Genomic DNA, 26,465 nt, shown 5'->3' with positions numbered 1-26,465 from the left:
CACAGCAGTGAGCGGCATGTCATCGACATAGTGACCAGCAGAAAGAGGAAGACTCCTTGACAAAGCTGCTGATAACAGGTGATCGTTCTGGACCAACGAGATCGATTCGACTCCGCCGCCGACCGCGATCTGCATTCCGTCGTCCACGATCTGCTTGGCTGCGGTTGCGATGGCCATGAGACCGGACGAGCACTGACGGTCGATCGTCATTCCGGAAACCGAGTCCGGAAGCCCGGCCCGCAGCACCGCTTGCCGTGCGACGTTGCCGCCGGAAGAGCCCTGCTGCAGCGCGGCGCCGAGGATGACGTCCTCGACCTCGCCGCCCTCGAGGCCCGCGCGCTGAACTGCATTCGAAATGGCATGTGCAGCAAGCTCTTGAGCCTGAGTGTTGTTGAACGCGCCGCGGTACGCCTTACCGATCGGGGTACGGGCGGTGGAAACGATGACAGCTTGCCTCATCGGGGAATCCTTTCGTCGAACACGAAGTGCTGTGCGCCTTTATTAACCGCCGGGGGTTAATAAAGGCGCACAGCAAGAATCAGGGCTGGAACACGACGCGACCGACCGTGGTGCCGTCGCCGAGGCGACCGATACCGTCGGCAACGTCCGTCAACGACAACCGCTCACTGATCAGTGGTTTGACCAAGCCGGCATCGGCGAGCCTGGTGAGCTCGACGTGGCAGTCGTCGATGGCCTGCTGGTTGTAGGCCTTGTACAGCCCCCAGTGCAGTCCGATGATCGAATAGTTCTTGATGAGAGCGTGATTGAGTGCCGGCTGCGGGATCGTGCCACCGGCGAAGCCGATGATGACGATCCGTCCCTCGAAGGCGATGCACTTGGTGGACTTCGCGTATGCGTCGCCGCCGACCGGATCGAAGACCACGTCGGCGCCCTTGCCGCCGGTGAACTCCTTGACCGCTGCCACGAAGTCCTCACTGTGACGGTCTACGACGAGGTCTGCGCCGAGCTTGCGCGCGTACTCGGCCTTGTCCGGGCCGCCGACGACACCGATCACCTTGGCGCCTGCCGCCTTGCCGAGTTGCACTGCCGCACTACCGACACCACCCGCAGCAGCGTGGACCAACAACGTCTCACCCTCGAGCAGTTGGGTGCGGCGATGCAGAGCGAACCACGCTGTCTGATAGCCGATGCTCAGAGCGGATGCTTCCGCGTCGTCGAGAGCCGACGGCGCCGGGAACGTGTTGTTCTGATCCAGTACCGAGTACTCGGCGAATCCGCCGGACGGCAGACTCGGATTACCGATCACCCGGTCCCCCACTGCGAATTTGGTCACCGATTCACCGACCGAGACCACTTCACCACACAGTTCGACACCGGGTGTGAAGGGCAGCGGCGGCTTGATCTGGTACTCACCCCGGCACATGAGGACGTCGGGGAAGTTGGCCGGAGCCGCCAGCACCTTGACCAACATCTCCGTCGCATTCGGGGTGGGATCCGCGGTCTCCTCCAACGCGAGCACATCGCGGGGTTGACCGAGTTCGTTGACGCGCCAAGCCTTCACAGCAATTCTCCAGACAGATAGTGGGTGAGTTTCAGGACGAGATCGGGAGGTCGACCAACTCGGCGAGGCGTGCCCGATGCTGATACGCGGTTCCCAGCGACAGCTGATCGCTCTTCGCCCGTTTGAGGTACAGGTGCGCCGGATACTCCCACGTCATTCCGATACCACCATGAAGTTGGACGCACTCCTCCGCAGCATGAACCGCGACGCCGCTGCAGAATGCCTGGGCCACCGTCGCTGCGATCGCCGCATCGACGTCGCCGCGTGCATAGGTGTCCGCCGCATATCGTGCTGCCGCTCCCGAAGAGCTGACTTCGAGCCAGAGATCGGCGAGGCGGTGCTTGATCGCCTGGTACGAACCGATCGCCCGGCCGAACTGCTTGCGCTCCTTCACATACGCGAGAGTCGTTTCGAGGCACCACTGAGCTACAGCGAACTGTTCGGACGCCAGCAGTGCGCTTCCGCAGAGCAACGCTTCCTCAACCGCTTGCGCCGCGTTGCCGCTGTCGACACGGACCGACGACGACCCCGAGAACTCGACGTCCGCCAATCGGCGCGTCATGTCCAGGGACAGAACCGGCGTGACGGTGGCGTCGGCGATCCGAACGGTGTGCAGCTCCAGACCGCTCTCACCGGCAACCGGAACAACAAGAACATCGGACTCGGCGACGCCGGCAACCGTCGTGACGCTGCCGACGAGTCCACTCGCCGTTGCCTTGACAGTGGGTGTGAAAGTTCCTGGTGCAGTGGACAACGGGACGATCAGAGCAGCCGTCGAATCCCCCGCTGCCAATTGACCGAGCACCTCGGTCTCGCCGGCCTTCAGCAACGCCGTCGTCGCCAGCACCGCGCTGGTGAAGAACGGAACGGGAGCGACCGCACGTCCGATCTCCTCCATCACGACCGCCGCCTCACGCGTCGACGCACCTGCCCCGCCCAGTTCCTCGGGTACCAGCAGTCCCGCCAAACCGAGTTCCGACGCCAGCGACTTCCACAGCCCGGTGAAGTCGGCGGACACGTCGTCGTACGCCGTGACCACGGTGTCGGCGCCGGCGCGCTCGCTCAGCAGTCGTCTGACGCTGGCTCGCAGATCTTGTTCGGTCTCGGAGTACAACAGATCGGCGCTCATCGGGGTAGGTCCTTCCAGGCGATGTCCTTGTCGACGCGATGCTCGGGCGGCAACCCGAGTACACGTTCTGCGATGACGTTGCGCAGGATCTCCGACGTTCCGCCCTCGATCGAATTGCCCTTGGCTCGCAGGTACCGGTATCCGGGTTCACGCCCGGTGAAGTCGACGGAATCCGGTCGACGCAGCGTCCAGTCGTCGTAGCGCAGACCGGCTTCGCCGTGCAGTTCGAGGTCGAATCCAGAAATCTGCTGGGCCAAACCGGCAAACGCGAGCTTCATTCCCGAGCCTTCGGGGCCGGGCTGGCCGGCGGCGAGCTGCTGGCGCAGTCGCTCCCCGGTCAGACGCGCAACTTCGGATTCGGTCCAGAGCCGCATCAACTCGTCGTGCATCGCCGGGTTACGCAGCTCGGGCTCGTCACGCCAGGCCTGAGCGACCTTTCCGATCATGCCTCCCTCACGCGGTGCGCCCGAACCGATGGCAACACGCTCGTTGTTCAGGGTGGTGGTCGCAACCTTCCACCCCTGGCCTTCGGCTCCGAGGCGATTGGCGTCCGGAATCCTGACGTCCGTGAGGAATACCTCGTTGAATTCGGCCTCGCCGGTGATCTGACGCAGCGGCCGGACATCGACGCCCGGATCGGTCATGTCGCAGATGAAGTAGCTCAGACCCGCATGCTTGGAACGTGACGGATCGGTCCTGGCCACGAGAATCGCCAGCTGCGCATTCTGCGCGCCCGACGTCCATACCTTCTGCCCGTTGACTATCCAGTCGTCGCCGTCGCGGACGGCGCGGGTAGCGACGGCCGCGAGGTCCGAACCTGCGCCCGGTTCACTGAACAGCTGGCAGTAGACCGTCTCCGCAGTCCACAACGGGCGCAGGAACTTCTGCTTCTGCTCCTCGGTGCCGAAGGCAGCGATGGTCGGTGCCGCCATGCCCAGTCCGATCCCGTTCTTGCCGGTGGCCGGGCCCGGTGCACCGGCGGCCTCCAGCTGAGCGTTCACCTGACGCTGAAAGCTCTGCGGTACACCGAGCCCCCCATGACCTTCGGGGAAATGAACCCACGCCAGTCCGGCGTCGAATCGTGCGCCGAGGAAGTCCGATACCGACACGCTGTTCGGATCGTTCTCCGCGAGAAGCGTGTTCACCTTCTCGGTGAGATCACGCGATACTGCCTCTTCGTCGAAAGCCATGCCCATTCCTTCGGTTCGAGCGGTGAGCGGACGGTCAGTCCTTCGGTCCACCGGCGACGTAGACGACCTGACCGGAAACAAAGCCTGCGCCTTCGCTGACAAAGAACGACGCGGTGTGCGCGATGTCCTCGGGCTGTCCGACGCGATTGACCGGAATCTGCGAAGCGGCAGCGGTCTTGAAGTCCTCGAAGCCGACGCCCATGCGCTCGGCCGTTGCGGCGGTCATCTCGGTTTCGATGAATCCGGGGGCAATAGCGTTCGCGGTCACGCCGAACTTGCCCAGCTCGAAGGCCAATGTCTTGGTGAAGCCCTGCATTCCGGCCTTCGCCGCGGAGTAGTTGACCTGTCCGCGGTTGCCGAGAGCCGACGTGCTCGAGAGGTTCACGATGCGGCCGAACTTCGCTTCCACCATGTACTTCTGCACCGCACGCGACATGAGGAACGCTCCGCGCAGGTGGACGTTCATCACCGAATCCCACTCGGCAACGCTCATCTTGAACAGAAGGTTGTCGCGAGTGATGCCGGCATTGTTGATCAGCACGGTAGGTGCACCCAGTTCTGCGGCAACACGATCCACTGCTGCAGCGACCGAAGCCTCGTCGGAGACGTCAGCGCCGACGGCCAGTGCCTGTCCGCCTGCGGCCTTGATCGCGTCGACGGTTCCGGCACACGCCGCTTCGTCGAGGTCGAGCACGGCGACGGCAAAACCGTCTTCCGACAGTCGCTTCGCTACTGCCGCACCGATTCCGCGTGCTGCACCCGTGACAATTGCGGTTCTACGTTCCTGGCTCACTGGCCCTCCATACTTTCGTGATTCGACGGACACCGGACGATCTCGTCAGATCCCGGCCTGATCTGCAATTTCCCTGGCTTTGGCGACCAAGGCGTCAATACGTTCCACGGTGGGAGTTCCGCTCTCGGCGGCATTCTGCGGTTCGTCGCGGGCGCGACGCATCACGCCCTCGGCGATCACGGCAATCTTCCACAGTCCCAACGTGTGCCAGAACTTCAGCGCAGCAGGGTCCCGTCCGGTGGCCTCGAGATAGATCCGGGAGATCTCCTCTCGCGAGGGGAATCCCGGGAGTGCCGACGCCGGGAAATCGCCGCCGGTATTCTCACCAGCCGCCGGCCAGTACGCCAACAAGCTTCCGACGTCCGCCAACGGATCACCGAGTGTGCACAGTTCCCAGTCGAGGGCCGCGACAACTTCGCCGTTGCTCGCCGAGGTGATCACATTGCGTAGGTGAAAGTCGCCGTGCACCAACGTGGTTTCAGTGTGATCCGGCTGGGCTGCAATCAGGCGTCGGGTGAGATCGTCGAGATCAGGGCATTCCCGCGTCTTCGACTGTTCCCATTGACCTCCCCAACGCTTCAACTGCCGTGCAGCGTAGGGCTTGTGGCTCGCCAGGTCGTCGAGGCCGGCCTTCTTCAGATCCACGGCGTGTATCTTCGCCAACGTCTGAGCCAGCGAGATGCCGATTGCCCGACGACGATCTTCCGACAACGCCTCCGCAAGAGGCATTCGGTCCACCACTTCGCCGTCCACGAATTCCATGAGGAGCAGCGGAACTTCGGTGACGGCAGGATCCTCGGTCAACCCGAATACTCGCGGCGAAGGCACGTCGGTGGATTCGAGAGCGCTCAGGATTCGAGCCTCACGCGCCACGTCGTGAGCCGAGGCCAGCAGATGCCCCAGCGGTGGGCGTCGTAGCACCCAGCGATTGCCGTCCTGATCGCGAACCAGGTACGTGAGATTCGACTGCCCCAAGCCGATTCGATCGAAGGACAACGGCCCGGAAAAGTCGATCCCCAGGCCTGCGATCCACCCGGTGACCACTTCGGTATCGAGTCCCACTACTCCGACGCTAGCCACCGACGGACGCTCCCTGCCGGAACGGGAGTGCGTCACCCAACAACTGGCCACCGTCGATGGTCATGATCTCGCCGGTGATCCACTGGGCTGCATCCGAAACCAGGAAGGCAATGGCAGCGGCCACGTCCTCGGGTTCACCGATGCGTCCGAGAGCAGTCGACGCGGACACCGCTTCTTCGTGTTCTTTCCACAGAGCTTCGGCGAGTTTGGTTCTCACCACTCCCGGCGCAACGGCGTTGACACGAATCTTCGGTGACAACTCGAGCGCCAACTGCTTGGTGATGTGGATCAGAGCAGCCTTCGACGCGTTGTACGTACCGATTCCCGCCTCGAACGCCATGCCGCCGATCGAAGCGGTGTTGACCACGGAACCACCGTGCTCGCCCATCCAGGCCCGCGCTGCGAGGCCGGTCCACAGGACTGGAGCCCACACGTTGACGTCGAAAGTCTTGGCGAAGCGCGAGTGATCCTGGTTGATGATCGGCCCGAACGACGGGTTGGTGCCCGCGTTGTTCACCAAGATGTCGAGACTGCCGAAACGCTCGATCGTCTGCTCGACGCACTTGCGTGCAGCATCCTCGTCCGTCGCGTGAGCGCCGACGCCGATCGCGTTGCCGTTCACCTGCGCGGCAGCCGCATCTGCGGATTCCTGTGAGCGCGAAGTCAGTACGACGTTTCCGCCCGCCGCCGCAATCGCCTGCGCGGTCGCGAGGCCGATGCCCCGCGATGCGCCTGTGACGATTGCCGTCTTACCTGTGAGATCCAGTCCTGCCATGTCAGTTCGCCTTGACTTCGCGGTACTTGCGCAGTTCCTGCTTGGCGATGGCGCGCTTGTGCACCTCGTCCGGGCCGTCGGCCAGGCGAAGGGTGCGCATGTGGGCGTAAGCCATCGCGAGCGGGAAGTCGTCGGTGACGCCGCCACCGCCGTGAACCTGGATGGCGCGGTCGATGATCTTGAGCGCGATGTTCGGTGCCGCAACCTTGATGGCTGCGATCTCGGTGCGCGCTTCCTTGTTGCCCACCGTGTCCATCATGTGTGCGGCCTTGAGCGTGAGGAGTCGAACCATCTCGATGTCGATACGAGCCTCGGCGATCCAGTCCTGGATATTCGCGTTGTCACTGACGGGCTTCCCGAAGGTGATGCGGGTGGATGCGCGCTTGCACATCAGTTCCAGTGCGCGCTCGGCCATTCCGATTGCACGCATGCAGTGGTGGATGCGGCCGGGGCCGAGGCGGGCCTGGCTGATCGCGAATCCTTCACCCTCACCGGCGAGAATGTCCTTGGCCGGGACGCGCACGTCCTCGAAAGTGATCTCGCCGTGTCCTTCGCGGTCCTGGTAGCCGAAAACCGGCAGGTTGCGCAGGATCGTGACGCCGGGAGCATCGATCGGCACGACCATCATCGACTGCTGACGGTGGGTGGCGGCATTGAAGTCGGTCTTACCCATGACGATCAGAACCTTGCAGTTCTGGTGCAAGGCGTTGGAAGCGAACCACTTACGGCCGTTCAGCACGTACTCGTCGCCGTCACGGTCCATACGGAGCTGGATGTTGGTGGCGTCGGAGCTGGCAACCTCGGGCTCGGTCATCGCGAAAGCGGAACGAATTTCGCCTTCGAGAAGCGGCTTGAGGTACTTCTCCTTGTGCTCGTCGGTGCCGAAGAGCGTGAGCACCTCCATGTTTCCCGTGTCCGGAGCGGCGCAGTTGGTGGCCTCGGAGGCCAGGTGGCTGCGGCCCATGATCTCCGCGAGCGGTGCGTATTCCAGGTTGGTCAGGCCGGGGCCCCATTCGGGATGGGGATGGAAGAGGTTCCACAGCCCGCGGGCCTTGGCTTCCTTCTTCAAGTCGTCGATGATCGGCGGCTGAAAGTGCGGGTTACCGGACTCACGCATCTGCTCTTCGTAGACCGCTTCGGCCGGGTAAACGTGCTTGTCCATGAAATCGAGCAGTTCGGCCTGGTACTTCTTGGTGCGATCCGAGAACTCAAACACTGACATGTGAACTCCTGACAGAGAGGGAAGGAAAATTGGGGGCTCGATGTTCGAGATGGCTGTTGACACCCTCGACGACATCCGGGCCGTGAAATGCGTTCAGCATCAGCGATTCCGCATGCCTGGCGGAATCAGTGAAGGTCGAGTGCGCGTCGGCACTCATCTGAGATTTGATGACGGAGAGGGACGTCGGCGAGCAGTTCGCCGCGATGTCCTCGGCGTAAGCAATCGCCGCATCCAGAACGTCACCGCCGGTGACCAGGTGGTCGATCAGACCGATGCGGTACGCCTCGTCGGCGTCCACCATCCGGCTGGAAAGCAGAAGATCGACTGCTCGACTGTGCCCGACCAAGCGGGGCAACATCCAGGAGATGCCGTACTCCGCAATCAGGCCTCGACGCGCGAACGCGGTAGTGAATCGTGTTGCGCTCGAACCGAAACGAACGTCGCAGTACAGAGCCTCGACCATTCCGAGCCCGGCAGCGACGCCGTTGACGGCGGCGATCAGCGGCTTGCGGATGGTGGTCGGGAAATGACGGTCTCGCGGCCGGACAAGATCACTTTCGGAGACTTCGCCGACGTTCTTCAAATTGCCGAGGTCAGCCCCCGAGCAGAATCCTCGGCCGGAGCCGGTGACAACAATTGCTCGGACACTGGGATCTTCGTCTGCCACGGCCAGAAAGTCGTAGTACTGATCTTCGAGCTCGTTGGTCCACGCGTTGAGAACGCGGGGCCGATTGAATGTCAGAACCAGCACCGCTCCTCTCTGCTCGGAGAGGACGAGTTCCTCGGTCATCGTGTTCCCGCGAGGAGCGACGCCTGGTACCGGCGCATCCCGCGCAGCCAACGGTCGTAGTCGGCGCCCTTCTGCCGGTACATGTCCAGCACGTTCTTGTGCGGAAGGATGAGAAACTCTTCGGCATCCACTGCCGCAAGAACGATTTCGGCGCATTCGGCAGGCTCGAGAACATTGCCTGCCGCAAGCACGGCTCCGGTTGCGGCCTTGCCGACCGGATCGCCGGAATTCTCACCTTCGTAGAGAAGCTTGGTGTTGACGCCCATCGGGCACAGGCAACTGACGCGAACACCCTGATCTCCGTAGGTGATCGAGAGCCACTCGGCAAACGCGACCGCGGCATGTTTGGTCACCGAGTACGCGGCGGACCCGACCTGACTGAGCAAGCCGGCCGCAGAGGCCGTGCTGATGAAGTAGCCCTCCCCGCGCTCCGTCCAGCCGGGGACGAGGAGCCTGGCAGCGCGAATGTGGGCGCGAACGTTGACGTCGATCGTCGTGTCCCAGACGTCTTCACTGATGTCGAGGCCCATGCCACCGGTAACGCCGGCATTGGCGAAGTAGAGGTCGACCGGGCCGAATTCCTTTTCCGCCTGCGCGATCAGGCCCGCAATGACCGTCTCGTCGGAGACGTCGCCACCGGCAGACACGGCCGCTCCGGGACGCTCCGCGTTGATCGCCTCCGCTACTGCCGAAGCTGCTGCCCCGTCCAGGTCAGCCACTACGACGCGAGCACCCTCGGCAGCCAGTCGCTCGGCCAGTGCACCGCCGATTCCCCCGCCGCCACCGGTGACAATTGCTACCTTCTGGGCAACCTTCATGAGCGATTCCTCTCGCTTGCGTCATACCTACGCGCTGACAGTGATCCACGTCTCCCCTCATGTATAGTTGAATCCGGCGTCAGTTTCAACCGTCGAATCGCGACGGTCACCCGAACGGCCCGTTCCGTCCTCCTGAACTGCGAGTAAAGGGATAACGATGACTGAAAACCAATTGCCCGTCCGCCCGTCCACCTTCGCCGAGCTCGAGAAGCTCATCGGCCAGGAACTTGGCCCGACGGAGTGGTACGACATCACCCAGGAGCGCATCAACGCGTTCGCCGAAGCCACAAACGATCATCAGTGGATTCATGTCGACCCGGAACGAGCCGCATCGAGCCCGCTCGGCAGCACGATCGCGCACGGACTCTTCAGCCTCTCACTGGGACCCCAGTTCTCCTACCAACTCATCCACTTCGACGGCTTCGCCCACAGCCTCAATTACGGCTACGACAAGGTTCGCTTCCCCGCTCCCGTTCCCGTGGGATCCCGGGTCCGCATGCGCGCAACCGTCGTGTCCGCGGAGCAGTTGCCCGGCGGAATCCAAGTGAAGATGAGCCAGGTGGTCGAGCGCGAGGGTTCCGACAAGCCCGTCGTGGTCGCCGAATCCGTCGCTCGCGTCGTCGAAAAGAGCTGAACCGAAAAGAGCTGAACCGAGACTGGGACGCCCGGCCGCTCGAACATCGATGCAGCCGGGGCGGCCCACCTCGTCAGAGACGGTCGGGGAACTTCAGAGCGTTCGCCCACAGATCGGTCACAGTGGCGACAATCTGATCGAACTCCGGTGAACGCCCGTCCACCTCACCCTCACGAAGGGTGAACAGACTGTAGGCGAGTCGACTCACCATGCCGGACAGAGCAATCGACGCCGTCATCGGATCCAGCGTCGTGTCCGCGATGCCGCGGGACTGCAGATCTGCAATCCCGCGGGCATTACGGCGTATGAACGCATTGGCACGCTCGCTGCGGAACTTCCGGAACTCCGGGTCGATGTGAGCTACCTGCTCCATGAGCCCCATCAACTTCGCATTGCGTTGATACGCGGCCAGATACGCTCGATTACTTGCCTCGAGCACGGCGTACGGATCGTCCGCGCTCGCAACGCGTCCCATGCCCGGGTGCATCATGTCGTCTCGCGCGACCTCGAGGACGGCGGCGAACACCTCTTCCTTGTTCGCGAAGTACGTGTAGAACGATCCCGTCGCGCAACCGGCTTCTTTTGCGATGTCGATCAAACGTGCATCGAGATAGCCACTGCGCTCGAAAACCTTACGGGCAGCAGCAACCAATGCCGCACGCGTGCGTGTCCCCCGCTCGGTGGTCGGTCGATCCCGGAGCAGCGCGGGCGGAGCCACCGGTAAGGCGGCAATTCGCGATTCGTCGTCGAGCACGGTGCGCTCCTCATCCTTCCGATCAACATCATTTTCGGGACAATCCCAGCAGACTCGATGTTGACGCCGGATTCAAGTGTACGCTCTGGTGAGACCCAGGACACACAATCGGTCGATTCCTCCCGAAAGGCAGAACCATGGTTAGCGTTCTCGACCCGGTGACCCGTCACGCGGAAGCCACTCCGGAAAATATTGCAATTCGCGGCACGGATAATCATTGGACATACCGACAGCTCCACGACGCGTCTCTGGCGTTTGCCGGCCGCATTCGCGACGAAGGGTTGAGCATCGGCGACCGGGTTCTGCTCGCGGCGCCGTCGGTGCCTGAATTCATCGTGGCGTACATGGGGATTCAGGCTGCAGGTTGTGTCGTGGTGCCCATCAACACGATGTCGGCGCAACCCGAAGTCGAGTACGTACTGGACGACGCCGAGATTTCGCTGGCGATCGCCTGGCACCAGCTCGGTCCCGCAGTTCAGGATGCAGGGAGTGCGCGCGGCGTCCCGGTGTGGACGCTCACCGAAGAATCGGCGAAGGCCGACCATCCACCGGCAACGGTGGTCGACCGCGACACAGCGGACACCACGGCGATTCTCTACACCTCCGGTACCACCGGACGTCCGAAGGGCGCTCAGCTGACGGTCGGGAATCTGTTGTCTGCCGGTGAGATCGGCGCCGAGAGCAGCCGCGGAAATCCCTCGGACCGCACCGGTACCGGACTGCCGCTCTTTCACATCTTCGGCCAGGGTTCGGTCATGATGGCAACCTTCACCGGCGGCGGATCACTATCCCTGCTCGCCCGGTTCGACCCGGCCGCCATGCTCGATCTGGTGCGTCGGGACAAGCTCACCATCATGGCCGGCGTCCCCACCATGTGGAATGCCATGCTGCACGCCGCAGCCGACGTGGACAGCTCCGACTTCGAACAACTGCGGATCGCAATCTCCGGTGGCGCATCACTTCCCGGTGAAGTCGCTCGCGCCTTCGAAGCACGGTTCAACTGCACAATCCTCGAGGGCTACGGCCTGACCGAGACGAGCGCATTCGGAACTTTCAACAGCATCGACCGCGTCGCAAAGATCGGATACACCGGCCGCGCCGTACCGCGCACCGAGGTCGAGGTCCGTGATCACGACGGAAATGTCTGCCAGGCAGGCACAGTGGGCGAGGTATTCATCAAAGGACCGACGGTCATGAAGGGCTACTGGAAGCGCCCGGCCGACACGGCCGCCGTCCTGTCCGACGACGGATGGTTCCGCACCGGAGACCTCGGCGAGACCGACGCCGACGGTGACCTTCGCATCGTCGACCGCGTCAAGGACCTCATCATCCGCGGTGGATACAACGTCTATCCAGGCGAGGTCGAAGAGGTGCTCTACCAGCACCCCGACATCATCGAGGCCGCGGTGATCGGTATACCCGACGACTACTACGGCGAGGAGGTTGCGGCGGTGGTGGCCGTTCGCCCAGGCTCCGACCTCGAAGCAGATGACGTCACCTCGTGGGCTCGGGAACGTCTGTCCGCCTACAAGATTCCGCGGGTGGTCCAGTTCATCGACGCGCTCCCGAAGGGTTCGACGGGAAAGATCCTCAAGCGATCGATCGACCGCACCGAACTCCTCGCCCAGAAGCAGAACTGAAAACACAGGTGAACCCCGGCGAGATTTCGCCGGGGTTCACCTGTCCATGCGCTCAGAGTGCCCTGTCCATACGCTCAGAGTGCGTCGAAGTACTCGATCTGCGGGGCGCCTGCGAGGAAGGGCGCCATCGCCTTTCCCGCGGCCTGGAAATGCTCGGACGATCCATGGGCCTTGATCGCAGCACCGTCTTGATACAGCTCCATGAACTTGTAGGAATTCGTATCCGTCTTCGAGCGGATCAGTTGATACAGAACCGTTCCGGGCTCTTCCGTGCGCACCTTCTCGGCAAGTTCGGCGACTACGGCTTCGAACTGTTCGCCGCTTCCGTCTTTGACGGTGATATCCGCGATGACAGCAATCATTCATTCCTCCAAAAGTGTTCCAGCAGTATTCGAGTGTTACCGAGAACCTACAGTTTCACTGCATGGGCAGTAGTCCGAACGTCGATTCCAACTGACTGCGAGTGCTTTCCGCATCGGTGTGGAGAATGCCGGCGATCCCCAATCGTGCCGCGCCGTCGAGGTTCTGTTGCAGGTCGTCGATCATCACGGCGCCTTCGGGCGCAACACCCAGCCGCTCGCACGCGATGGTGTAGATCTGACGAGAGGGCTTACGAATCCCGACTTCCGAGGAGATCACCACTTCGTCGGCGAGGTCCTCGAGCACAAAACCCGCGTAGCAATCACGCCCGAAAGCATTGGACACGAGCGCAACAGGGTGACCCGCCGCCCGCACGTCCGCGAGCAGACGCACCATCTCCTCGTCTCGAATCAGCCCGGCTTGCATACGGTCGACCAATCCAACGCTGTCGACGACTGCGCCGTGCGCTCGTAGCCGTTCCCCGAATCCTGCTTCGAAGGCCTCCTGGTCGATCTTTCCGGATTCGTGATCGGAGAGCAGTCTCTTCGAGACGTCGTCGCGGGAGAGCAGGGTCAACGGAAGTCGTGGGTCGCCCCCAAGCGAGGCCCCGAAGTCTTCGAAGGCCTGAAGAACACTGGAGGTGAGAACTCCACCGAAATCGACGAGCACTGCCGTACGCGTAGGTGTCATTGCTCCATCAGACACCAAACATGAACCCGGCGTCAACATCAGTTTTGGCGCAGCGAGAATTGTAAAGTGTTGATCCACAACCGGTTGACCGTATCGAGCAGACCGTCGAAGGTCACTCCGGCGGCGCCGTCCTCGCCGCCGCGGGATACGAAGTACCCGAACGCAAGTCGACTGATCATCCCGGAGAGTGCCCGAGACGTCAGTAGCGGATCCAGATTCGCGTCCGCCAGTCCGGCTTTCTGCAGCTTCTCGATACTGCGCGCGTTGCGTCGAACAAACGCGTCAGCACGCTCGAGGCGGAGAACCCGGAACTCCGGATCGATGCTTGCTACCTGCTCGAGCAGTCCCATCAGCTTCGCGTTCCGTCGGTACGCCTCGAGGTACGCGCGGTTACTCGCCGCGATGACCTCAGCAGGATCCGCGCCTTTCGGAGTGTGCGGCATACCCGGATGCATCATGTCTTCGCGTGCCAACTCCATCACTGCCGCGAAGATCTCTTCTTTGCTCGCGAAGTAGGTGTAGAAGGTACCGGCCGAGCACTGCGCCTCCACAGTGATGTCGATCAGCCGCGAGTCCAGATAGCCGGACCGTTCGAAAACGGTGCGGGCCGCATCGATCAACGCTCGACGCGTACGCAAACCACGCTGAGTGGAGGGGAGTTCCCGTGACGCTGTCGACGAAGCATCTTCGGAGCCTGTGCGTGCTGCAGCCATGCTCCAGTTATACGTCAGACGCCCGCTACCGGTGACCGATAGCGGGCGTCTGCTCGAAACCGAAAGAGTTACTTGGCGTACAGGTGCGCGCCCGGAATTGCGTTCGGATCATCCCGAACTTCCTTCGGGTTGGTCTCTTTCAGCACCCAGGCACTGAAGAAGGTCACCAGACCCATGAGGGCTACGAACACGGCAACCCATGTAGTGGTCCCGGTCTTCGCGATGAGTGCCGTCATGATGAACGGAGTACCACCGCTGACCGTGATCGCCGCCAGCTGGTACGCCAACGATGCTGCCGAGTAACGCACGTTGGGCGCGAACAGCTCACCCATGTACGCAGCGATCGGCCCGTAGGTCATCGACTGGAACACGCTGCCGACTGTCACCGCGATGAAGAACAGCGGCAGGGACTTGGTGTTGATCAACCAGAAGTACGGGAATGCCCAGACCACGATCGCCGCGGCGCCGATCAGGATCATCGGACGACGACCGATCTTGTCGGACATCTTCCCGGACCACAGCACCACGCCGACTGTCAGCAACGCACTCAGGAGCGAGATGATGAGCAGTGAGTTCCGCTTCAACCCCAGTTCGGTTGTGCCGTAGCTGAGCACGCCGGCGATGCTGATGTAGAACAGTGCATTGGTGGCGGCCAGAAGTCCGCAACCGAGCAGAATCTTGCGCCAGTGATCCTTGAGCGCCTGCGCCAGTGGAGCCTGAACGACGACGTCCTTTTGGTTCTTCTTGGCGTCTTCCTGCAACTCGAGGAATTCCGGCGTGTCCTCGACCTTCGTCTGGATGTACAGAACCACGGGGAAGAGCAGCGCGCTGGCGAAGAACGGAACTCGCCAACCCCAGCTCAGGAATGCATCATTGGAAATGGTCGCGGTCGCGACGAGGAAGACCAGGTTGCCCAGCACTACACCGAACGAGACACCCATCTGACCGAAAGTGCCTGAGAATCCGCGCTTCTTGGGACTCGCGGATTCGGTGAGGAGAAGGACGATTCCGCCCCACTGGCCACCGCAGGCGAGACCTTGGATGAATCGCAGTGTCACCAGAAGAATCGGAGCGACGACGCCGATTGCCGACGCACTCGGGATCGCGCCGATCAGGAACGTCGCGACGGCCATCAGCAACAGGCAGGTGACGACAGCGGGCTTACGCCCATACTTGTCGCCGAAGTGTCCGGCGACCAAACCGCCGATGGGGCGGGCAACGAAGCCGGCCCAGAACGTACTGAACGAGAGCAATGTGCCCATCAGTGCGGATGAATCGGGGAAGAACACATGCGGAAAGACCAGTGCCGCAGCCGTTCCGTACAAGAAGAAGTCGTACCACTCGATGGAACTGCCGAGCAGTCCCGCGCCGAGAAGTTTGCGGTGCGCTTTCTTCTTCTTCCGTTCCTGATCGGACAGACCCCCTGCCTGCGTGTTCGAATCCACTGCCGATCTCGTCATGGGTTACTCCTCGATGGGTCGGACGCTCGTCGCGCCGGGAGTTGAGAAGCGGAACCGGGCCAGAAGTAGAAACTGACACCAACTTCAACTCTGTGGCGTTGCGATCAGTCTGCGATACAAAAAGAGTGATGTCAATCACTGAAATGCATTGCCGCATAGGGGACTAAATCCCCTACCGATGCTCGTCAGCCACCACGACGAATGGCCGGCTCACCTTGTCGGCGGCCGGCAATTCGTTTGTCAGGTAGATCTAGTTCGGTACCCGCAGTTCACGACGAAGAATCTTGCCGCTCACTGTTTTCGGCAGGTCGTTCATTACCTCGACGATGCGTGGATACTTGTATGCTGCAAGCCTTTCCTTGCAGAACTCGACCAGATCCTCGGTGGTCGCCTCGAAACCATCCTTGAAAGACACGAAGGCCTTCACGGTTTCGCCCCGATACGGATCCATGACACCGACGACGGCAGCTTCTCGTACGGCGGGGTGTTCGTAGAGAACATCTTCCACTTCGCGTGGCCACACTTTGAAGCCCGACGCATTGATCTGATCCTTCATCCGGTCGACGATGTAGAACCAACCGTCGCCGTCCATGAATCCGATGTCGCCGGTGTGAAAACGCCCGTCCGGCATGGCATGCGCGGTTTCGGCTGGCTTGTTCCAGTAACCGAGTGCAACCTGAGGCCCGGAGACCACGATCTCGCCGTACTCCCCGACCTGTACCGGCTTGTCGTTCTCGTCCACCACCTCGGCGTACGTATTCGATACCGGTACGCCGACAGCAACGGCCCCCGACGCCGGATCTACCGGCGCTTCACGCGAATTCGGCACCACGATTGCCGGGCTGTTCGTCTCGGTCAGCCCGTAGCCGTTGTGAATGTAGTGACCGAACTTCGACCGGAACGCTTCCAACGCCGCGTGCGGGATCGGCGCGCCACCTGAATACACCGACTCGAGAGAGCTCAAAGATTCCTTCGAGACTGCGGCGCTGTCCGTCCACGCGATGAATACCGTGATCGCTCCGATGATCGCGGTAGCCCGATGCTCCGAAATTGACTCCGCTGCAACGATGGGATGGAATCGGCAGGTCAGAATCGTGGGCGCGCCGGCCAGGAGTGGAGCCGCGACGTGCCCGATCAACCCGGTGATATGGAACAGTGGCGCCACCGCGAACATCGCGCCGCCGGGGCGCAACCCCAGCCAGTCCCGATAGATCTGCGCTGCGAACACGACATTTGAGTGCGTGTTCATCGACCCCTTCGGCGGGCCGGTCGTCCCCGACGTATAAGGAAGGTAGGCAAGGTCTTCCGGAGACAGATCGACCTTCTCGGGCTTCTGTCCTCGATGAGCCTCGATCAGTTCCAGTAGGTCCGGAAATCCATCATGACGAATCCTGGACGCCGAACCGAAGATCCGTTCATCGTCGCGCGACTGAAAATCCCGTTCCGACGTAGTGATGACCCGTCGCACTTCGGTGCCCTCGGACGCAGTCGCCACGGTCTCGGCCGAGGACTCGAGACAGATGACTGCTACCGCTCCGCTGTCGGCCAGTACGGTGGACAGCTCACGGTCGCGGTACATTGGATTGACCGGAACGACGACGGCACCGAGCTTCCAGACCGCGACTGTCGCGATCACGAACTGCGGAACATTCTGCAGGACAAAGGAAACTCTGTCGCCGAACCCGATTCCGTCCACGGCGAGGGCTACCGCAAGCGCGTCCGACATCTCGTCGAGTTCAGCAAAGCTGACGGTCCTGTCGAAGTACCTGATGATCGGGGCGGTGCGATCGCGCTCCAGCGAAGCACGGAACATCGCGAGGGCGTTGGCATGCTCGATGTCCACGTTCGGCGGAGTGTCGGCGTCGTAATTGGCGAGCCAGGGCTTGCTCTCGTACACGTTGGTCATATCTCAGCTCTCGAAGTACCGACGTGGGTTGTCCACCAGCATCGCCTTGACCTGGTCTTCGGTGACACCACGTTCGAGCAGCGCCGGAATGACATCATCACTGATATGGGTGTAGTTCCAGTTCGGAAGTGCCACTTCTCTTGCCGCGCTGGGGAAGTAGTCGATGAAACACGACGCGTCATGTGCCAGAACCATCTTCTCCGCGTAACCGCGACGGGCCATCTCCACCACGGTGTTGACACGATCCTCGAACGACAGGAACGGTTCGAGACCAAAACGGTCCATCCCCAGTAGCGAACCGGCATCGGCCAGCGCACACAGGTAATCGAGATCGGTGGTGTCGCCGGAGTGACCGATGACCACCTTGGTCAGATCCGCACCCTCTTCGGCCAGAACCTTCTGCGCGACCAGCCCGGATTCAGTGTGCGGGTTGGTGTGCACGGTGATCGGCACTCCCGTTTCCACCTGCGACTGTCCGACCGCGCGCATGACCCGCTCGACGCCGGGGGTAAGGCCCGGCTCCTCGATGGCGCACTTCAGGAAGGAGGCTCGGACACCGGTTCCGGCGATTCCTTCCCTGATGTCCTTGACGAACAGTTCGACCATCGGCTCGGGGCCGTCGAACAGCAATCCCGGTCCGGTGTAATGGAATTGGAAGGGAATGTCGTTGTAGGTGTAGATGCCGGTAGCAACGATGATGTTGAGATCGACCTGCTCGTTGATCCGGACGATTCGCGGAATGTACCGGCCGAGGCCGATCACTGTGGGATCGACGATCGTGCTGATTCCGCGGGACTTCACCTCGGTCAGCTTTGCTACTGCGTCCGCTACCCGCACTTCCTCGTCCCAGGGTTCGGGGTAGTCGGGGTAGTTCTGGCGCAACTCCTCACCCAGAACGAAGACATGCTCGTGCATCAACACCTTTCCCAGATCGGCTGTATCCACCGGCCCACGAACGGTTTGTACTGAACTCATCGATCGAACCCCTGACTGTGATCGCCATCACTAACATGAGACAATGAGCTAGTGTGTCTCACGTGGCCAGGTTCGTCAATAGGCTCGATCCCCCGAGGCTCACCATTTTTCAACGGCCGAAATTGTGCAGTACCGGACAACCGGAGAGAATGTCCCGATGCCTACCGACCTCGAACGCCGACGCGCGATCGACACCGCCGCGAGCATGTACCTCGCGGAGGAACCACTCGACATGTCACTGCTCGCCGAACGTCTCGGCGTAGGCCGCGCGACGCTGTACCGCTGGGTCGGCAACCGCGACGAGCTGCTCGGAACAGTGCTGGCCGAGGCCACCGAACGGACATACCGAAAGGCGATGTCACAGGCGTCGGGGCAAGGTCCGGAGTACATTCTCGACGTCTTCGGCCGCGTTATGCGATCGGTGGAATCGTCAACAGAACTGCGCGCGCTGACCAAACGCGAACCGATGGTGTTCATCAAACTCGCGATGATGCCCGGCTCCATCGAATCGATCTCCGCCTCCATCACCGCCGAAATCTTGCAGTCCCAGGTCGACGCCGGCCAACTGACGATCACGCTCTCGCCGCAAGTGCTGGGCGAAGCCCTCGTTCGCATCTGCGACGTACACCTCTACGCCCCCCTGCTCGGCCGAGAAAAGGCCGAGATCGAGACGGCCCTCGACCTGATCGCACTGCTCCTCGGCGTCACCCGCAACTGACACGCTTCGACCGCGTGAACACTACGGCGACACACCGGCCACCCGAGTCCTCAGACGTCTGATGAGTTGTTACTCTTTCGGTACCCACCCGAGAGGCGAGCCGTGTCCGACGACCACACAGGATTCACACTTCGCAGTGGTCCGCTGGTACCGCAACTCGAACAGTTGCTGCGCGGGCGAATCATGCATGGAACGTGGGCGCCGTCCGAGCGCATACCGAGCGAGGCGGCCCTCGCCGTCGAACTCGGCGTCGGGCGTTCCTCGATTCGCGAGGCAATCCGCCTCCTCGCTCGCGACGGACTACTCGAAGTCCGACACGGCGTCGGAACCTTCGTGGCTGCCGCGTCCGAACTCGAGCACGTCGACGAATTCACCAAACTTCTTCGACGCTCGAGGATCCTCGAGGTCTTCGAAGTCCGTCGCGCACTCGAGATCGAGGCCGCCAGACTGGCCGCGGAGCGGGTACAACCCGAGGACCTCGACGGCCTGCGGCGGCGACTGACCATGCGACACAGTCATTTCGAGGGTGATGTCGAGAAGTTCGTCGACGTCGACCTCGACTTCCACACCGAAGTCGTTCGACTGTCAGGAAACGCAGTTCTGCTCTCGCTTTTCACGTCGGTGCGTCCACTCCTTCGTGAATCCCTCGTCGAGATGATGGCCCACGAGGCCGGCGTCCCCGACACCTCACATGCCCATGATCAGTTGGTCGAGGCCCTTCAAGACGCCGACCCAGAAGCCGCGGTAGCGGCAACTCGAGCAAACATCGACACCGTCCTACGACGACTGCGTGTGCTCGACGCCTAAGAGAGGTTAGTTCTCGTGCAACACCCCACCGGCACAGTTCTGTCGACCGAACACGTGGATCTCGTCCGCGACGGCCGATACTTGTTGAAAGACATCAACATTTCGATCGAACCCGGACAACACTGGGTCCTCCTCGGCGCGAACGGCGCGGGCAAGAGCACGCTTCTGAGCCTGCTCGGAGCAACCGCCCACCCGACTCGCGGTTCCGTTTACGTCCTCGGCCACAAGTTGGGCCGCGTCGACATGAGGGAACTGCGGATGGACATCGGGCACGTGAACCCTCGTCACACGATCGGAATTCCGATCACCGTCCGCAACGTCGTGATCACCGGCCTCACCAACACCACCGAGGTGATGCCGCGCTGGTCACCGACGCCGGAGCAAGAGGCTCACGCCGACGCACTGATCGATCTACTCGGAATGAGTCCGCGTTCGGACGCACTGTGGCCCAACTTGTCCCAAGGCGAACGGGGACGAGCCCTGATCGCCCGCGCACTCATGGTCGAACCGCGCCTGCTTCTGCTCGACGAACCGGCGACCGGGCTCGATCTTGCTGCACGCGAACAACTCTTGACGGCACTGGACGACCTCCGCAATCAGAACCCGTCACTTGCCAGCATCCTCGTGACGCACCACATCGAGGAGATCCCCAGCACCACCACACATGCTCTTCTGATCAAGGACGGCGTCGTGACCGCCAGCGGCCTCGCCGAGGATGTGATCACCACCCAGAACATCAGCGAGTGCTTCTCGCATCCCATCGAGATCGAGCGTCGTGGTGGTCGGTGGAATGCTCAGTCGCGGCCACGCGAAAGAGTGTGACCGACAGTAGTTTCAGAGACGTCTGGCGCCGGGTCCCTCCCGGCCCAGTTCGTCTCCAGGGTTGAGCAGGTTGCATGTTTTCAGTGACAGACACCCGCAGCCGATACAGCCCGTCAGTTCGTCCTGCATCCGGTTGATGGCCTGCTTGCGATCCTCGAGGCGCTGATTCCACTCCGTGGAAATCTTACGCCAGTCCTTCTTCGTCGGAGTTCGCCCCTGCGGCAACGATCCGAATACTTCGGCAACTTCGGCCAGGGGTATCCCGAATCTGACTGCCAACTGGATCAGCGACACCCGCCGGATCGAATGCCGCGGGAACTTCCTCATATTTCCTGCCGTCCGCTCCGCAGGAACCAGACCGAGTGTTTCGTAGTAGCGCACAGCCGACACGGCGACGCCAGTGCGCTCCGATACCTCGCCGATCGAGAGAAGTTCGTCACTCTTACGGATCATTCTGCCTCCCAATGGCTGCGCGACATTGACCTGAAGCGCACTCGAGATTCTACCTTCGACAACATGCACTCCCCCACCGATGCTCCCGCCGGAACCTGGCGGCAACTCCTGAGCGGTCGATACCTCGGCACCGCTACCGTCCTCGCAGGCGGCGTTGCGCTCTACGCGACCAACGTCTACCTGACGACCAGCCTGCTTCCGACTGCCATCGACGACATCGGCGGTCAGCAGTACTACGCCTGGACCGCGACGGTCTTCCTCATTGCTTCCGTCATCTCTTCGATGTTGGTCACCAACGTCCTCGCCGCCAGGGGACCGCGCGGGGCCTACCTGATCGGCCTCGCGATCTTCGCGCTCGGCACCGTTGTCTGTGCGGTCAGCCCGACGATGGAATTGCTGTTGGTCGGCCGCACGATCCAGGGTTCGGGCGGTGGCCTGCTGGCCGGTCTCGGTTACGCCGTCATCAATGCCGCGCTCCCCAGACATCTGTGGACTCGCGGGGCCGCGCTGGTTTCGGCGATGTGGGGAGTCGGCACCTTCGCCGGCCCTGCAATCGGCGGTGTCTTTGCTCAGTTCGGAGCCTGGCGATGGGCTTTCGGCGTCCTGGTCATCGCGACGATCGCAGTCGCCGCTCTCGTCCCCAGCGCGCTACCGGCACATGAACCGGGCAGCACCACCAGTAGCCCGGTGCCGGTCCTCTCGCTGGCATTGCTGACTGCGGCAGCTTTGCTGGTCAGCGTTGCCGGAATTCTGTCCAACCTCGCCGTGACCGCCGCAATGGTTCTCGCCGCTGTGCTGCTACTGATCGCTTTTGTCGCCGCAGACCGTCGCTCGCGCCACGGCGTACTACCGCCGTCGACGTTCAACGCGTCGTCCCTCAAATGGGTGTACCTGACCATCGTCGTCCTCGCTGTCGCGTCGACCGTCGAGACGTTCATTCCACTCTTCGGGCAACGACTTGCCGGCCTGGCGCCTCTCGCGGCCGGATTCCTCGGGGCCGCACTCGCTCTCGGCTGGACTCTCGGCGAAATCCCGAGCGCCTCGGCAACAGCCCCTCGTATCGTGCGACGAATCGTTGTCAGCGGTCCGATCCTCGTCGCGATCGGGTTGGGCATCATGGCAGCATTTCTCACCAAACACGCCGGCGCCGGTGCGGTGGTCGCGTGGGTGATCGGACTGCTGTTCGCCGGCGTCGGAATCGGCATCGCCTGGCCTCATCTTGCAGTCGGGGCGATGACCTCGGTCACCGATCCCGGAGAAGGTGCGCGTGCCTCGGCTGCCATCAACACCGTTCAGCTGATCGCCAATGCCTTCGGTGCAGCCCTGGCCGGAGTGCTGGTCAACATCGGCGAACCGTCGACGCTTCGTTCTGCGCAATTGCTTCTCTTCACCTTCGCCGCTGTCTCGATCATCGGCATTGCCGTGGCAGCTCGCGCACTTCCGCGAACGCCCGACAAAATCGGCAGCCCCGAAATCGTTCACGACGCTCGCTAAACTGTGAGAAACCCACACGGAGGAGTTGGCCAGTGACAGAACCGGATCCGGGCACAGTGGAAACCGACTTCCCGAAGACGGGAGCTCCCGCACAGCGCGCGCTGATCGCAGCGGGTTACACCCATCTCGCGCAGCTGACGTCCGTGTCCGAGAAGGAACTCGGCGCTTTGCACGGGATGGGACCGAAGGCCTTGAGGATTCTGCGCGAAGCACTCGCCGAACGTGGTCTGAGCTTCGCCGACTGAGCTCTCACATCAGACCAGGCTCGCCCGCACCTGGTTGCCACCTTCGCGCTTCGCTTCGTACATCACCGAGTCCGCGACGCGGAAGAGTTCGGCAAAAGCAGCGTCGACTGACTCACCCGGATTCCGGGGCGCGGTGCGGACCGCCATTCCGATGCTCGCGCTCGTCGGAGGGTCATCGTTCGCTCCGTCCATCGCGGAGCGGATCTGTCCTTCCAGCCTGGAGATCACGCTGACCGGTACCCGTTCGACCACGACGAACTCGTCACCGCCCATACGAGCAGTCAAGGCGGACTGGGTTGTCCACAAACGGATGCGCAGTGCAGTTCGCATGATCGTGCTGTCTCCTACGTCATGGCCGTGAACGTCGTTGATCGTCTTGAAGCGATCGAGGTCGATCACCACTACGAGCAGTGCATCCGCTTCGGTGACCGGAGCGCCCATCAAGTCGTTCACCCGACGCGCCAATCCGCGACGGTTGAGCAGTCCGGTCAACGGGTCGATGTCGGAGGTAGTGGCATCCGAACCCAGGACCGCCAGAACAATCTGTGACACAACAGGAATCACGATGATCGTAGCCAGCACAACCGAGATCTTCGCCAGTCCCAAGCCGACGTCCGCTGCTGGCCCGAACAACAAAGTCCACCCCGAAAGCACCGTGACGGTCGAGGCGAAGACCAAGTGACCGACTTGGAGTTTCGGATTGTGGAAGAACGCGATGTAGCCGCCGATCGACGCGAAAACGACGCACGCGATGAGTCGTCCCAGCGGTTCCGAGTCGGTTGCGGCCGCCGCCGCAATCGCGACGTCGGAACCCACGACAAAGGTGTACGACCACAGCGGCGTAGGCGGAAACAGCCACCAGATCAGGGCCGCGCCGAGGCACAGCGCGATGACCGCCAGATTGACCGCTCGCCAGAACGTACCTTGCGGACCGACGTCACTGAATCGCGCCGACAGCAACACCAGCCCCATCCAGAATGCTGTTCCGCCGACCAGCGCCCGGCAGGAAGTCAAGAACCCGCGGTCCTGGAGGTACCTGCTGAAACTGTGGAACTGGTCCGGCAACTGCCACCAGCGCATGACGACGTCGACCAAACCGTTCATCGCCGATCAGCCGATGCAGCTCCGCAACTTTTGGGCGTACTTCGACGAAACGGACTCGCTGATTTCCCCCCGGAGCACACTGGCATATCCGGCAGCATAGTCAGCGGCGACAGACAAAAACCGTTCTGCCGGATTTGAATCGGTCGATCAACTCAAAGCGTCGTAGGCCGCCGATACGTACTGCGCCGATCTCTCGGAACCGAGCAGACCCGGCCCCATCTTGTTCATCACGTACGAGAACGTCATGCGCTTCTCGGTGTCGATGATGATCTGCGAGCCACCCCAACCTCCCCAGAAGCAGATTCGCCCCTCCGGAATGAACGGGGCGGACTCGGGCGTCGGCAATCCGAATCCGACGCCGAAGCGGACCGGCACGCCGAGGACGAGGTCGACCCCGTACGACTGCTCCTCGAAGATCTTGTCGATCGTTTCCTCCGACAGCAAGCGAACGTCACCGACCTTGCCACCGCACGCGATCACCGATTGGATCCTTGCGAGTGCCCTCGCATTCGAATGACCGTTGGCCGCACCGATCTCGGCGGCGCGCCACCCGTCGGTCCACGAACCTGTAGCGTCAGCGGGCGGCGCGGTGAATGTCTTCACCATGATGTTGTCCATCCCGAGTGCCGCGATGTCGATCGGCAACGGCGGTGGCGCAATCACATTCGAGACTCGCCCGTATTCCGACTTCGGCAAGCCCAGGCGGAAATCAGCATCGAGTGGGCCGGCGATTTCCTCGTCGATGAAGCGGCCGAGGGTTCGTCCGTCGATGCGCCTGACGACCTCGCCGATCAGGTGGCCGTAGTTGAGGGCGTGGTATCCGGATGCCGTACCCGGTTCCCACCACGGAGCCTGCGTCGCCAACCTGGCGGTGGCATATTCGTCGTCGCAAATGTTCTCGAGGGTGAACGGTTGATCCCACCCCGACACACCCGAGGTGTGCGACAACAGTTGCCGGACCCGAATTCGGTCCTTGCCCGCTGCTGCGAATTCCGGCCAGTACTGCGCGACCGGGGCGTCGAGATCAAGCAACCCGCGGTCGACGAGCATGAGCGCGGCCAGTGCGGTCACGGTCTTGCTGCAGGACCAGACATTGGTAACGGTGTCGCGAGACCAAGGAGCAGTGTGCTCGACGTCGACCCAACCGCCCCACATGTCGACGACGGATTCGCCGTCGATCGTCAGTGCGATCGCTGCCCCGACGTCCTCGCCGGAATCGAGATTGCGTGCCAGCGCCTCCTTCAAGCCAGAGAATCGCTGGTCACATACGCCTTCGATGTTCGCCACTGACAGCCTCCACAGGAATGATGAAACTTGACGTCAACTTCAACTATGTCGAGTATGTGTCCGATTCACCTGTGGTGTCAATCACTTCAAGTGCCAGAGTCGGCTCAGACCAACGGGATTCCCTTGGCGATGCGCCGACGCAGATCCCAGAGATAGAAGTTGTAGGGAAACATCCGCAGAATCTTCGGACTGAACCGATTGACCAGCGCGGCGACGCGCATGGATCGGTCGAAGTTACGCTGCTGACGCACTGACCACGGGAGCCGCATTTCGTCACGAAAGGCTTGGGGCAGGAACCCGGTGGTGACAAATCGGTTGAGCGGACCGACCACGGGATGCAACAACTTCGGAGTGAAGGTCGCCGACGCGATCCCGTAGAGATGCTCACGAATCGTCTCGTCGATCGCCACCTTGTCGAGGTTCTCGTTCCAGTAGACCTCGAACGCATCCCGGTCCGCCGGCCACATGTCGCGTCGCATCTGAAGGGTTGTACCGAACGTGGCGCTGCGCTGATAGAACGCATCCCGGGTGACCGGATCGAGATCCCCGTACAAGATTTTGTAGACGTCCTCGAAGCCTCGGTACAGGCAGGCGGCTACCCACAACTGCAGTTCGGGATCGAACGCGTTGTATTCGACCGCGCTGTTCTCATCGGAGCGAACGTGCTTGTGAGAGCCGTTGACTGCGCGTCGGTACAGCTTCTTTTCTTCGTCCGTCGCCAGGCTTGCGACGGCGAGATACGTCAGCGTCGTCCGGGTTCGCTTCACCGGATGCCGATCCAACCGACCCGTCTCGACCTTGCTCTCATACACGCCGTACCCCACCGCCGGGCGCGCCAACTGCATGATGACGTTGGCGCCTGCGGCCAACAGTCCGAGCCCGGACATCGCCTTTTCAACCTCGGCGTCGATGTCGACCGCCTGGACGCCGACCGCTCCGATGCCGCCTGCCACCGCTTCCTCGCGCCCGTCCATCGAATCCCTACTCACCGTCATGGCAGAACCCCTTCGAGTCGATATCTGCGAACGCATGTTCTCAGATGAGTGAAACGCCGAAATGCCGAGATGTCAAGCAATCTCTGGAT

The 26,465-nt window shown here is 62.1% G+C and carries 28 protein-coding genes; 7 read left to right on the top strand and 21 right to left on the bottom strand.

Features of this window, described 5'->3' with window-relative positions:
* The 10 genes from PCS43_RS09050 to PCS43_RS09005 form a co-directional block, all read right to left on the bottom strand.
* On the bottom strand, nt 1–459 hold a 459-nt coding region (locus PCS43_RS09050; protein ID WP_270923018.1), incomplete at its 3' end, for a beta-ketoacyl synthase N-terminal-like domain-containing protein.
* A gap of 79 nt (nt 460–538) precedes the next feature.
* Nucleotides 539–1,522 carry an NADPH:quinone oxidoreductase family protein gene (locus PCS43_RS09045; protein WP_003943088.1) on the bottom strand — a complete coding sequence of 328 codons (984 nt, stop codon included), beginning with the start codon at nt 1,520–1,522 and terminating at the stop codon, nt 539–541.
* Nucleotides 1,523–1,553: 31 nt separating this feature from the next.
* On the bottom strand, nt 1,554–2,651 hold the full coding sequence (locus tag PCS43_RS09040) for an acyl-CoA dehydrogenase family protein (RefSeq protein ID WP_073513374.1): 1,098 nt from the start codon (nt 2,649–2,651) through the stop codon (nt 1,554–1,556).
* A complete protein-coding gene (locus PCS43_RS09035; RefSeq protein WP_003943047.1) occupies nt 2,648–3,841 on the bottom strand; it encodes an acyl-CoA dehydrogenase family protein in 1,194 nt (397 codons plus the stop codon). The genes PCS43_RS09040 and PCS43_RS09035 overlap by 4 nt, the downstream gene beginning before the upstream one ends.
* Nucleotides 3,842–3,875: 34 nt before the next feature.
* Nucleotides 3,876–4,634: a 3-oxoacyl-ACP reductase FabG gene (gene fabG, locus PCS43_RS09030; RefSeq protein WP_020909429.1), complete on the bottom strand. Its 759-nt coding sequence runs from the start codon at nt 4,632–4,634 to the stop codon at nt 3,876–3,878.
* 45 nt (nt 4,635–4,679) lie between these two features.
* Nucleotides 4,680–5,714 carry a phosphotransferase family protein gene (locus PCS43_RS09025; protein ID WP_209910216.1) on the bottom strand — a complete coding sequence of 345 codons (1,035 nt, stop codon included), beginning with the start codon at nt 5,712–5,714 and terminating at the stop codon, nt 4,680–4,682.
* Entirely contained in the window at nt 5,707–6,489 is a 783-nt protein-coding gene (locus tag PCS43_RS09020) for an SDR family oxidoreductase (protein ID WP_007730827.1), read from the bottom strand. The genes PCS43_RS09025 and PCS43_RS09020 overlap by 8 nt, the downstream gene beginning before the upstream one ends.
* A gap of 1 nt (nt 6,490) precedes the next feature.
* Entirely contained in the window at nt 6,491–7,711 is a 1,221-nt protein-coding gene (locus PCS43_RS09015; RefSeq protein WP_019745701.1) for an acyl-CoA dehydrogenase family protein, read from the bottom strand.
* Nucleotides 7,698–8,501, bottom strand: a complete 804-nt coding sequence (locus PCS43_RS09010) for an enoyl-CoA hydratase-related protein (RefSeq protein WP_050656976.1) — start codon at nt 8,499–8,501, stop codon at nt 7,698–7,700. Before PCS43_RS09010 ends, PCS43_RS09015 begins: the two co-directional genes overlap by 14 nt.
* Entirely contained in the window at nt 8,498–9,319 is an 822-nt protein-coding gene (locus tag PCS43_RS09005) for an SDR family oxidoreductase (protein ID WP_003942864.1), read from the bottom strand. Before PCS43_RS09005 ends, PCS43_RS09010 begins: the two co-directional genes overlap by 4 nt.
* A gap of 157 nt (nt 9,320–9,476) precedes the next feature.
* On the opposite strand from PCS43_RS09005, the gene PCS43_RS09000 reads away from it, so the two are divergent.
* The gene (locus PCS43_RS09000) at nt 9,477–9,953 is read left to right on the top strand and encodes a MaoC family dehydratase (protein ID WP_003942878.1); all 477 of its coding nucleotides are present in this window, start codon (nt 9,477–9,479) and stop codon (nt 9,951–9,953) included.
* 73 nt (nt 9,954–10,026) lie between these two features.
* On the opposite strand, the gene PCS43_RS08995 is transcribed toward PCS43_RS09000, so the two are convergent.
* Nucleotides 10,027–10,707, bottom strand: a complete 681-nt coding sequence (locus tag PCS43_RS08995; protein ID WP_007730821.1) for a TetR/AcrR family transcriptional regulator — start codon at nt 10,705–10,707, stop codon at nt 10,027–10,029.
* A gap of 137 nt (nt 10,708–10,844) precedes the next feature.
* Here PCS43_RS08995 and PCS43_RS08990 point away from each other — a divergent pair, with 137 nt between their 5' ends.
* Nucleotides 10,845–12,347, top strand: a complete 1,503-nt coding sequence (locus PCS43_RS08990; RefSeq protein WP_007730820.1) for a class I adenylate-forming enzyme family protein — start codon at nt 10,845–10,847, stop codon at nt 12,345–12,347.
* A gap of 74 nt (nt 12,348–12,421) precedes the next feature.
* Here the strand turns inward: PCS43_RS08990 and PCS43_RS08985 are convergent, their stop codons facing one another.
* From PCS43_RS08985 to PCS43_RS08960, 6 genes are all read right to left on the bottom strand, one after another.
* Nucleotides 12,422–12,709, bottom strand: a complete 288-nt coding sequence (locus PCS43_RS08985) for a putative quinol monooxygenase (protein WP_042446304.1) — start codon at nt 12,707–12,709, stop codon at nt 12,422–12,424.
* Nucleotides 12,710–12,764: 55 nt separating this feature from the next.
* Nucleotides 12,765–13,397, bottom strand: coding sequence for an HAD family hydrolase (locus PCS43_RS08980; RefSeq protein WP_065351528.1), 633 nt, complete (start codon nt 13,395–13,397; stop codon nt 12,765–12,767).
* 38 nt (nt 13,398–13,435) lie between these two features.
* Entirely contained in the window at nt 13,436–14,110 is a 675-nt protein-coding gene (locus PCS43_RS08975) for a TetR/AcrR family transcriptional regulator (protein ID WP_054187504.1), read from the bottom strand.
* A 68-nt stretch (nt 14,111–14,178) separates the two neighbouring features.
* Nucleotides 14,179–15,570 (bottom strand): MFS transporter, encoded by a 1,392-nt coding sequence (locus PCS43_RS08970; protein WP_058038323.1) that lies wholly within the window; start codon nt 15,568–15,570, stop codon nt 14,179–14,181.
* A 250-nt stretch (nt 15,571–15,820) separates the two neighbouring features.
* Complete coding sequence (locus PCS43_RS08965; protein ID WP_065351530.1) at nt 15,821–17,476, bottom strand: AMP-binding protein; 1,656 nt, start codon at nt 17,474–17,476, stop codon at nt 15,821–15,823.
* 3 nt (nt 17,477–17,479) lie between these two features.
* The gene (locus PCS43_RS08960; protein ID WP_003943005.1) at nt 17,480–18,451 is read right to left on the bottom strand and encodes a phosphotriesterase family protein; all 972 of its coding nucleotides are present in this window, start codon (nt 18,449–18,451) and stop codon (nt 17,480–17,482) included.
* A 157-nt stretch (nt 18,452–18,608) separates the two neighbouring features.
* Here PCS43_RS08960 and PCS43_RS08955 point away from each other — a divergent pair, with 157 nt between their 5' ends.
* The 3 genes from PCS43_RS08955 to PCS43_RS08945 all read left to right on the top strand — a co-directional run bounded on the left by PCS43_RS08955 (nt 18,609) and on the right by PCS43_RS08945 (nt 20,798).
* Entirely contained in the window at nt 18,609–19,169 is a 561-nt protein-coding gene (locus PCS43_RS08955; protein ID WP_003943195.1) for a QsdR family transcriptional regulator, read from the top strand.
* Nucleotides 19,170–19,271: 102 nt separating this feature from the next.
* Nucleotides 19,272–19,976 carry a FadR/GntR family transcriptional regulator gene (locus tag PCS43_RS08950; protein WP_003943086.1) on the top strand — a complete coding sequence of 235 codons (705 nt, stop codon included), beginning with the start codon at nt 19,272–19,274 and terminating at the stop codon, nt 19,974–19,976.
* 15 nt (nt 19,977–19,991) lie between these two features.
* Complete coding sequence (locus PCS43_RS08945; protein ID WP_003943111.1) at nt 19,992–20,798, top strand: ABC transporter ATP-binding protein; 807 nt, start codon at nt 19,992–19,994, stop codon at nt 20,796–20,798.
* Between the two features lie 12 nt (nt 20,799–20,810).
* Here PCS43_RS08945 and soxR read toward each other — a convergent pair whose 3' ends face one another.
* The gene (soxR, locus tag PCS43_RS08940) at nt 20,811–21,251 is read right to left on the bottom strand and encodes a redox-sensitive transcriptional activator SoxR (protein WP_003943238.1); all 441 of its coding nucleotides are present in this window, start codon (nt 21,249–21,251) and stop codon (nt 20,811–20,813) included.
* 63 nt (nt 21,252–21,314) lie between these two features.
* Between soxR and PCS43_RS08935 the strand changes: the two genes are divergently transcribed.
* On the top strand, nt 21,315–22,745 hold the full coding sequence (locus tag PCS43_RS08935) for an MFS transporter (RefSeq protein ID WP_209910219.1): 1,431 nt from the start codon (nt 21,315–21,317) through the stop codon (nt 22,743–22,745).
* A 32-nt stretch (nt 22,746–22,777) separates the two neighbouring features.
* Nucleotides 22,778–22,990 carry a hypothetical protein gene (locus PCS43_RS08930; RefSeq protein ID WP_007730800.1) on the top strand — a complete coding sequence of 71 codons (213 nt, stop codon included), beginning with the start codon at nt 22,778–22,780 and terminating at the stop codon, nt 22,988–22,990.
* 9 nt (nt 22,991–22,999) lie between these two features.
* On the opposite strand, the gene PCS43_RS08925 is transcribed toward PCS43_RS08930, so the two are convergent.
* The 3 genes from PCS43_RS08925 to PCS43_RS08915 form a co-directional block, all read right to left on the bottom strand.
* A complete protein-coding gene (locus PCS43_RS08925; RefSeq protein ID WP_042446343.1) occupies nt 23,000–24,094 on the bottom strand; it encodes a GGDEF domain-containing protein in 1,095 nt (364 codons plus the stop codon).
* Nucleotides 24,095–24,241: 147 nt separating this feature from the next.
* Nucleotides 24,242–25,381 carry a serine hydrolase domain-containing protein gene (locus tag PCS43_RS08920; protein ID WP_058226892.1) on the bottom strand — a complete coding sequence of 380 codons (1,140 nt, stop codon included), beginning with the start codon at nt 25,379–25,381 and terminating at the stop codon, nt 24,242–24,244.
* Nucleotides 25,382–25,485: 104 nt separating this feature from the next.
* Entirely contained in the window at nt 25,486–26,355 is an 870-nt protein-coding gene (locus PCS43_RS08915; protein ID WP_047269413.1) for an oxygenase MpaB family protein, read from the bottom strand.
* Nucleotides 26,356–26,465: the final 110 nt, after the last annotated feature.

Origin of the sequence: Rhodococcus sp. C-2 (genome assembly GCF_027854095.1) — a bacterium.
Taxonomy (GTDB): Bacteria; Actinomycetota; Actinomycetes; order Mycobacteriales; family Mycobacteriaceae; genus Rhodococcus_F; species Rhodococcus_F qingshengii.
The sequence above is the reverse complement of the archived record's forward strand: the minus strand, read 5'-3'. Positions and strand labels throughout refer to the sequence as shown.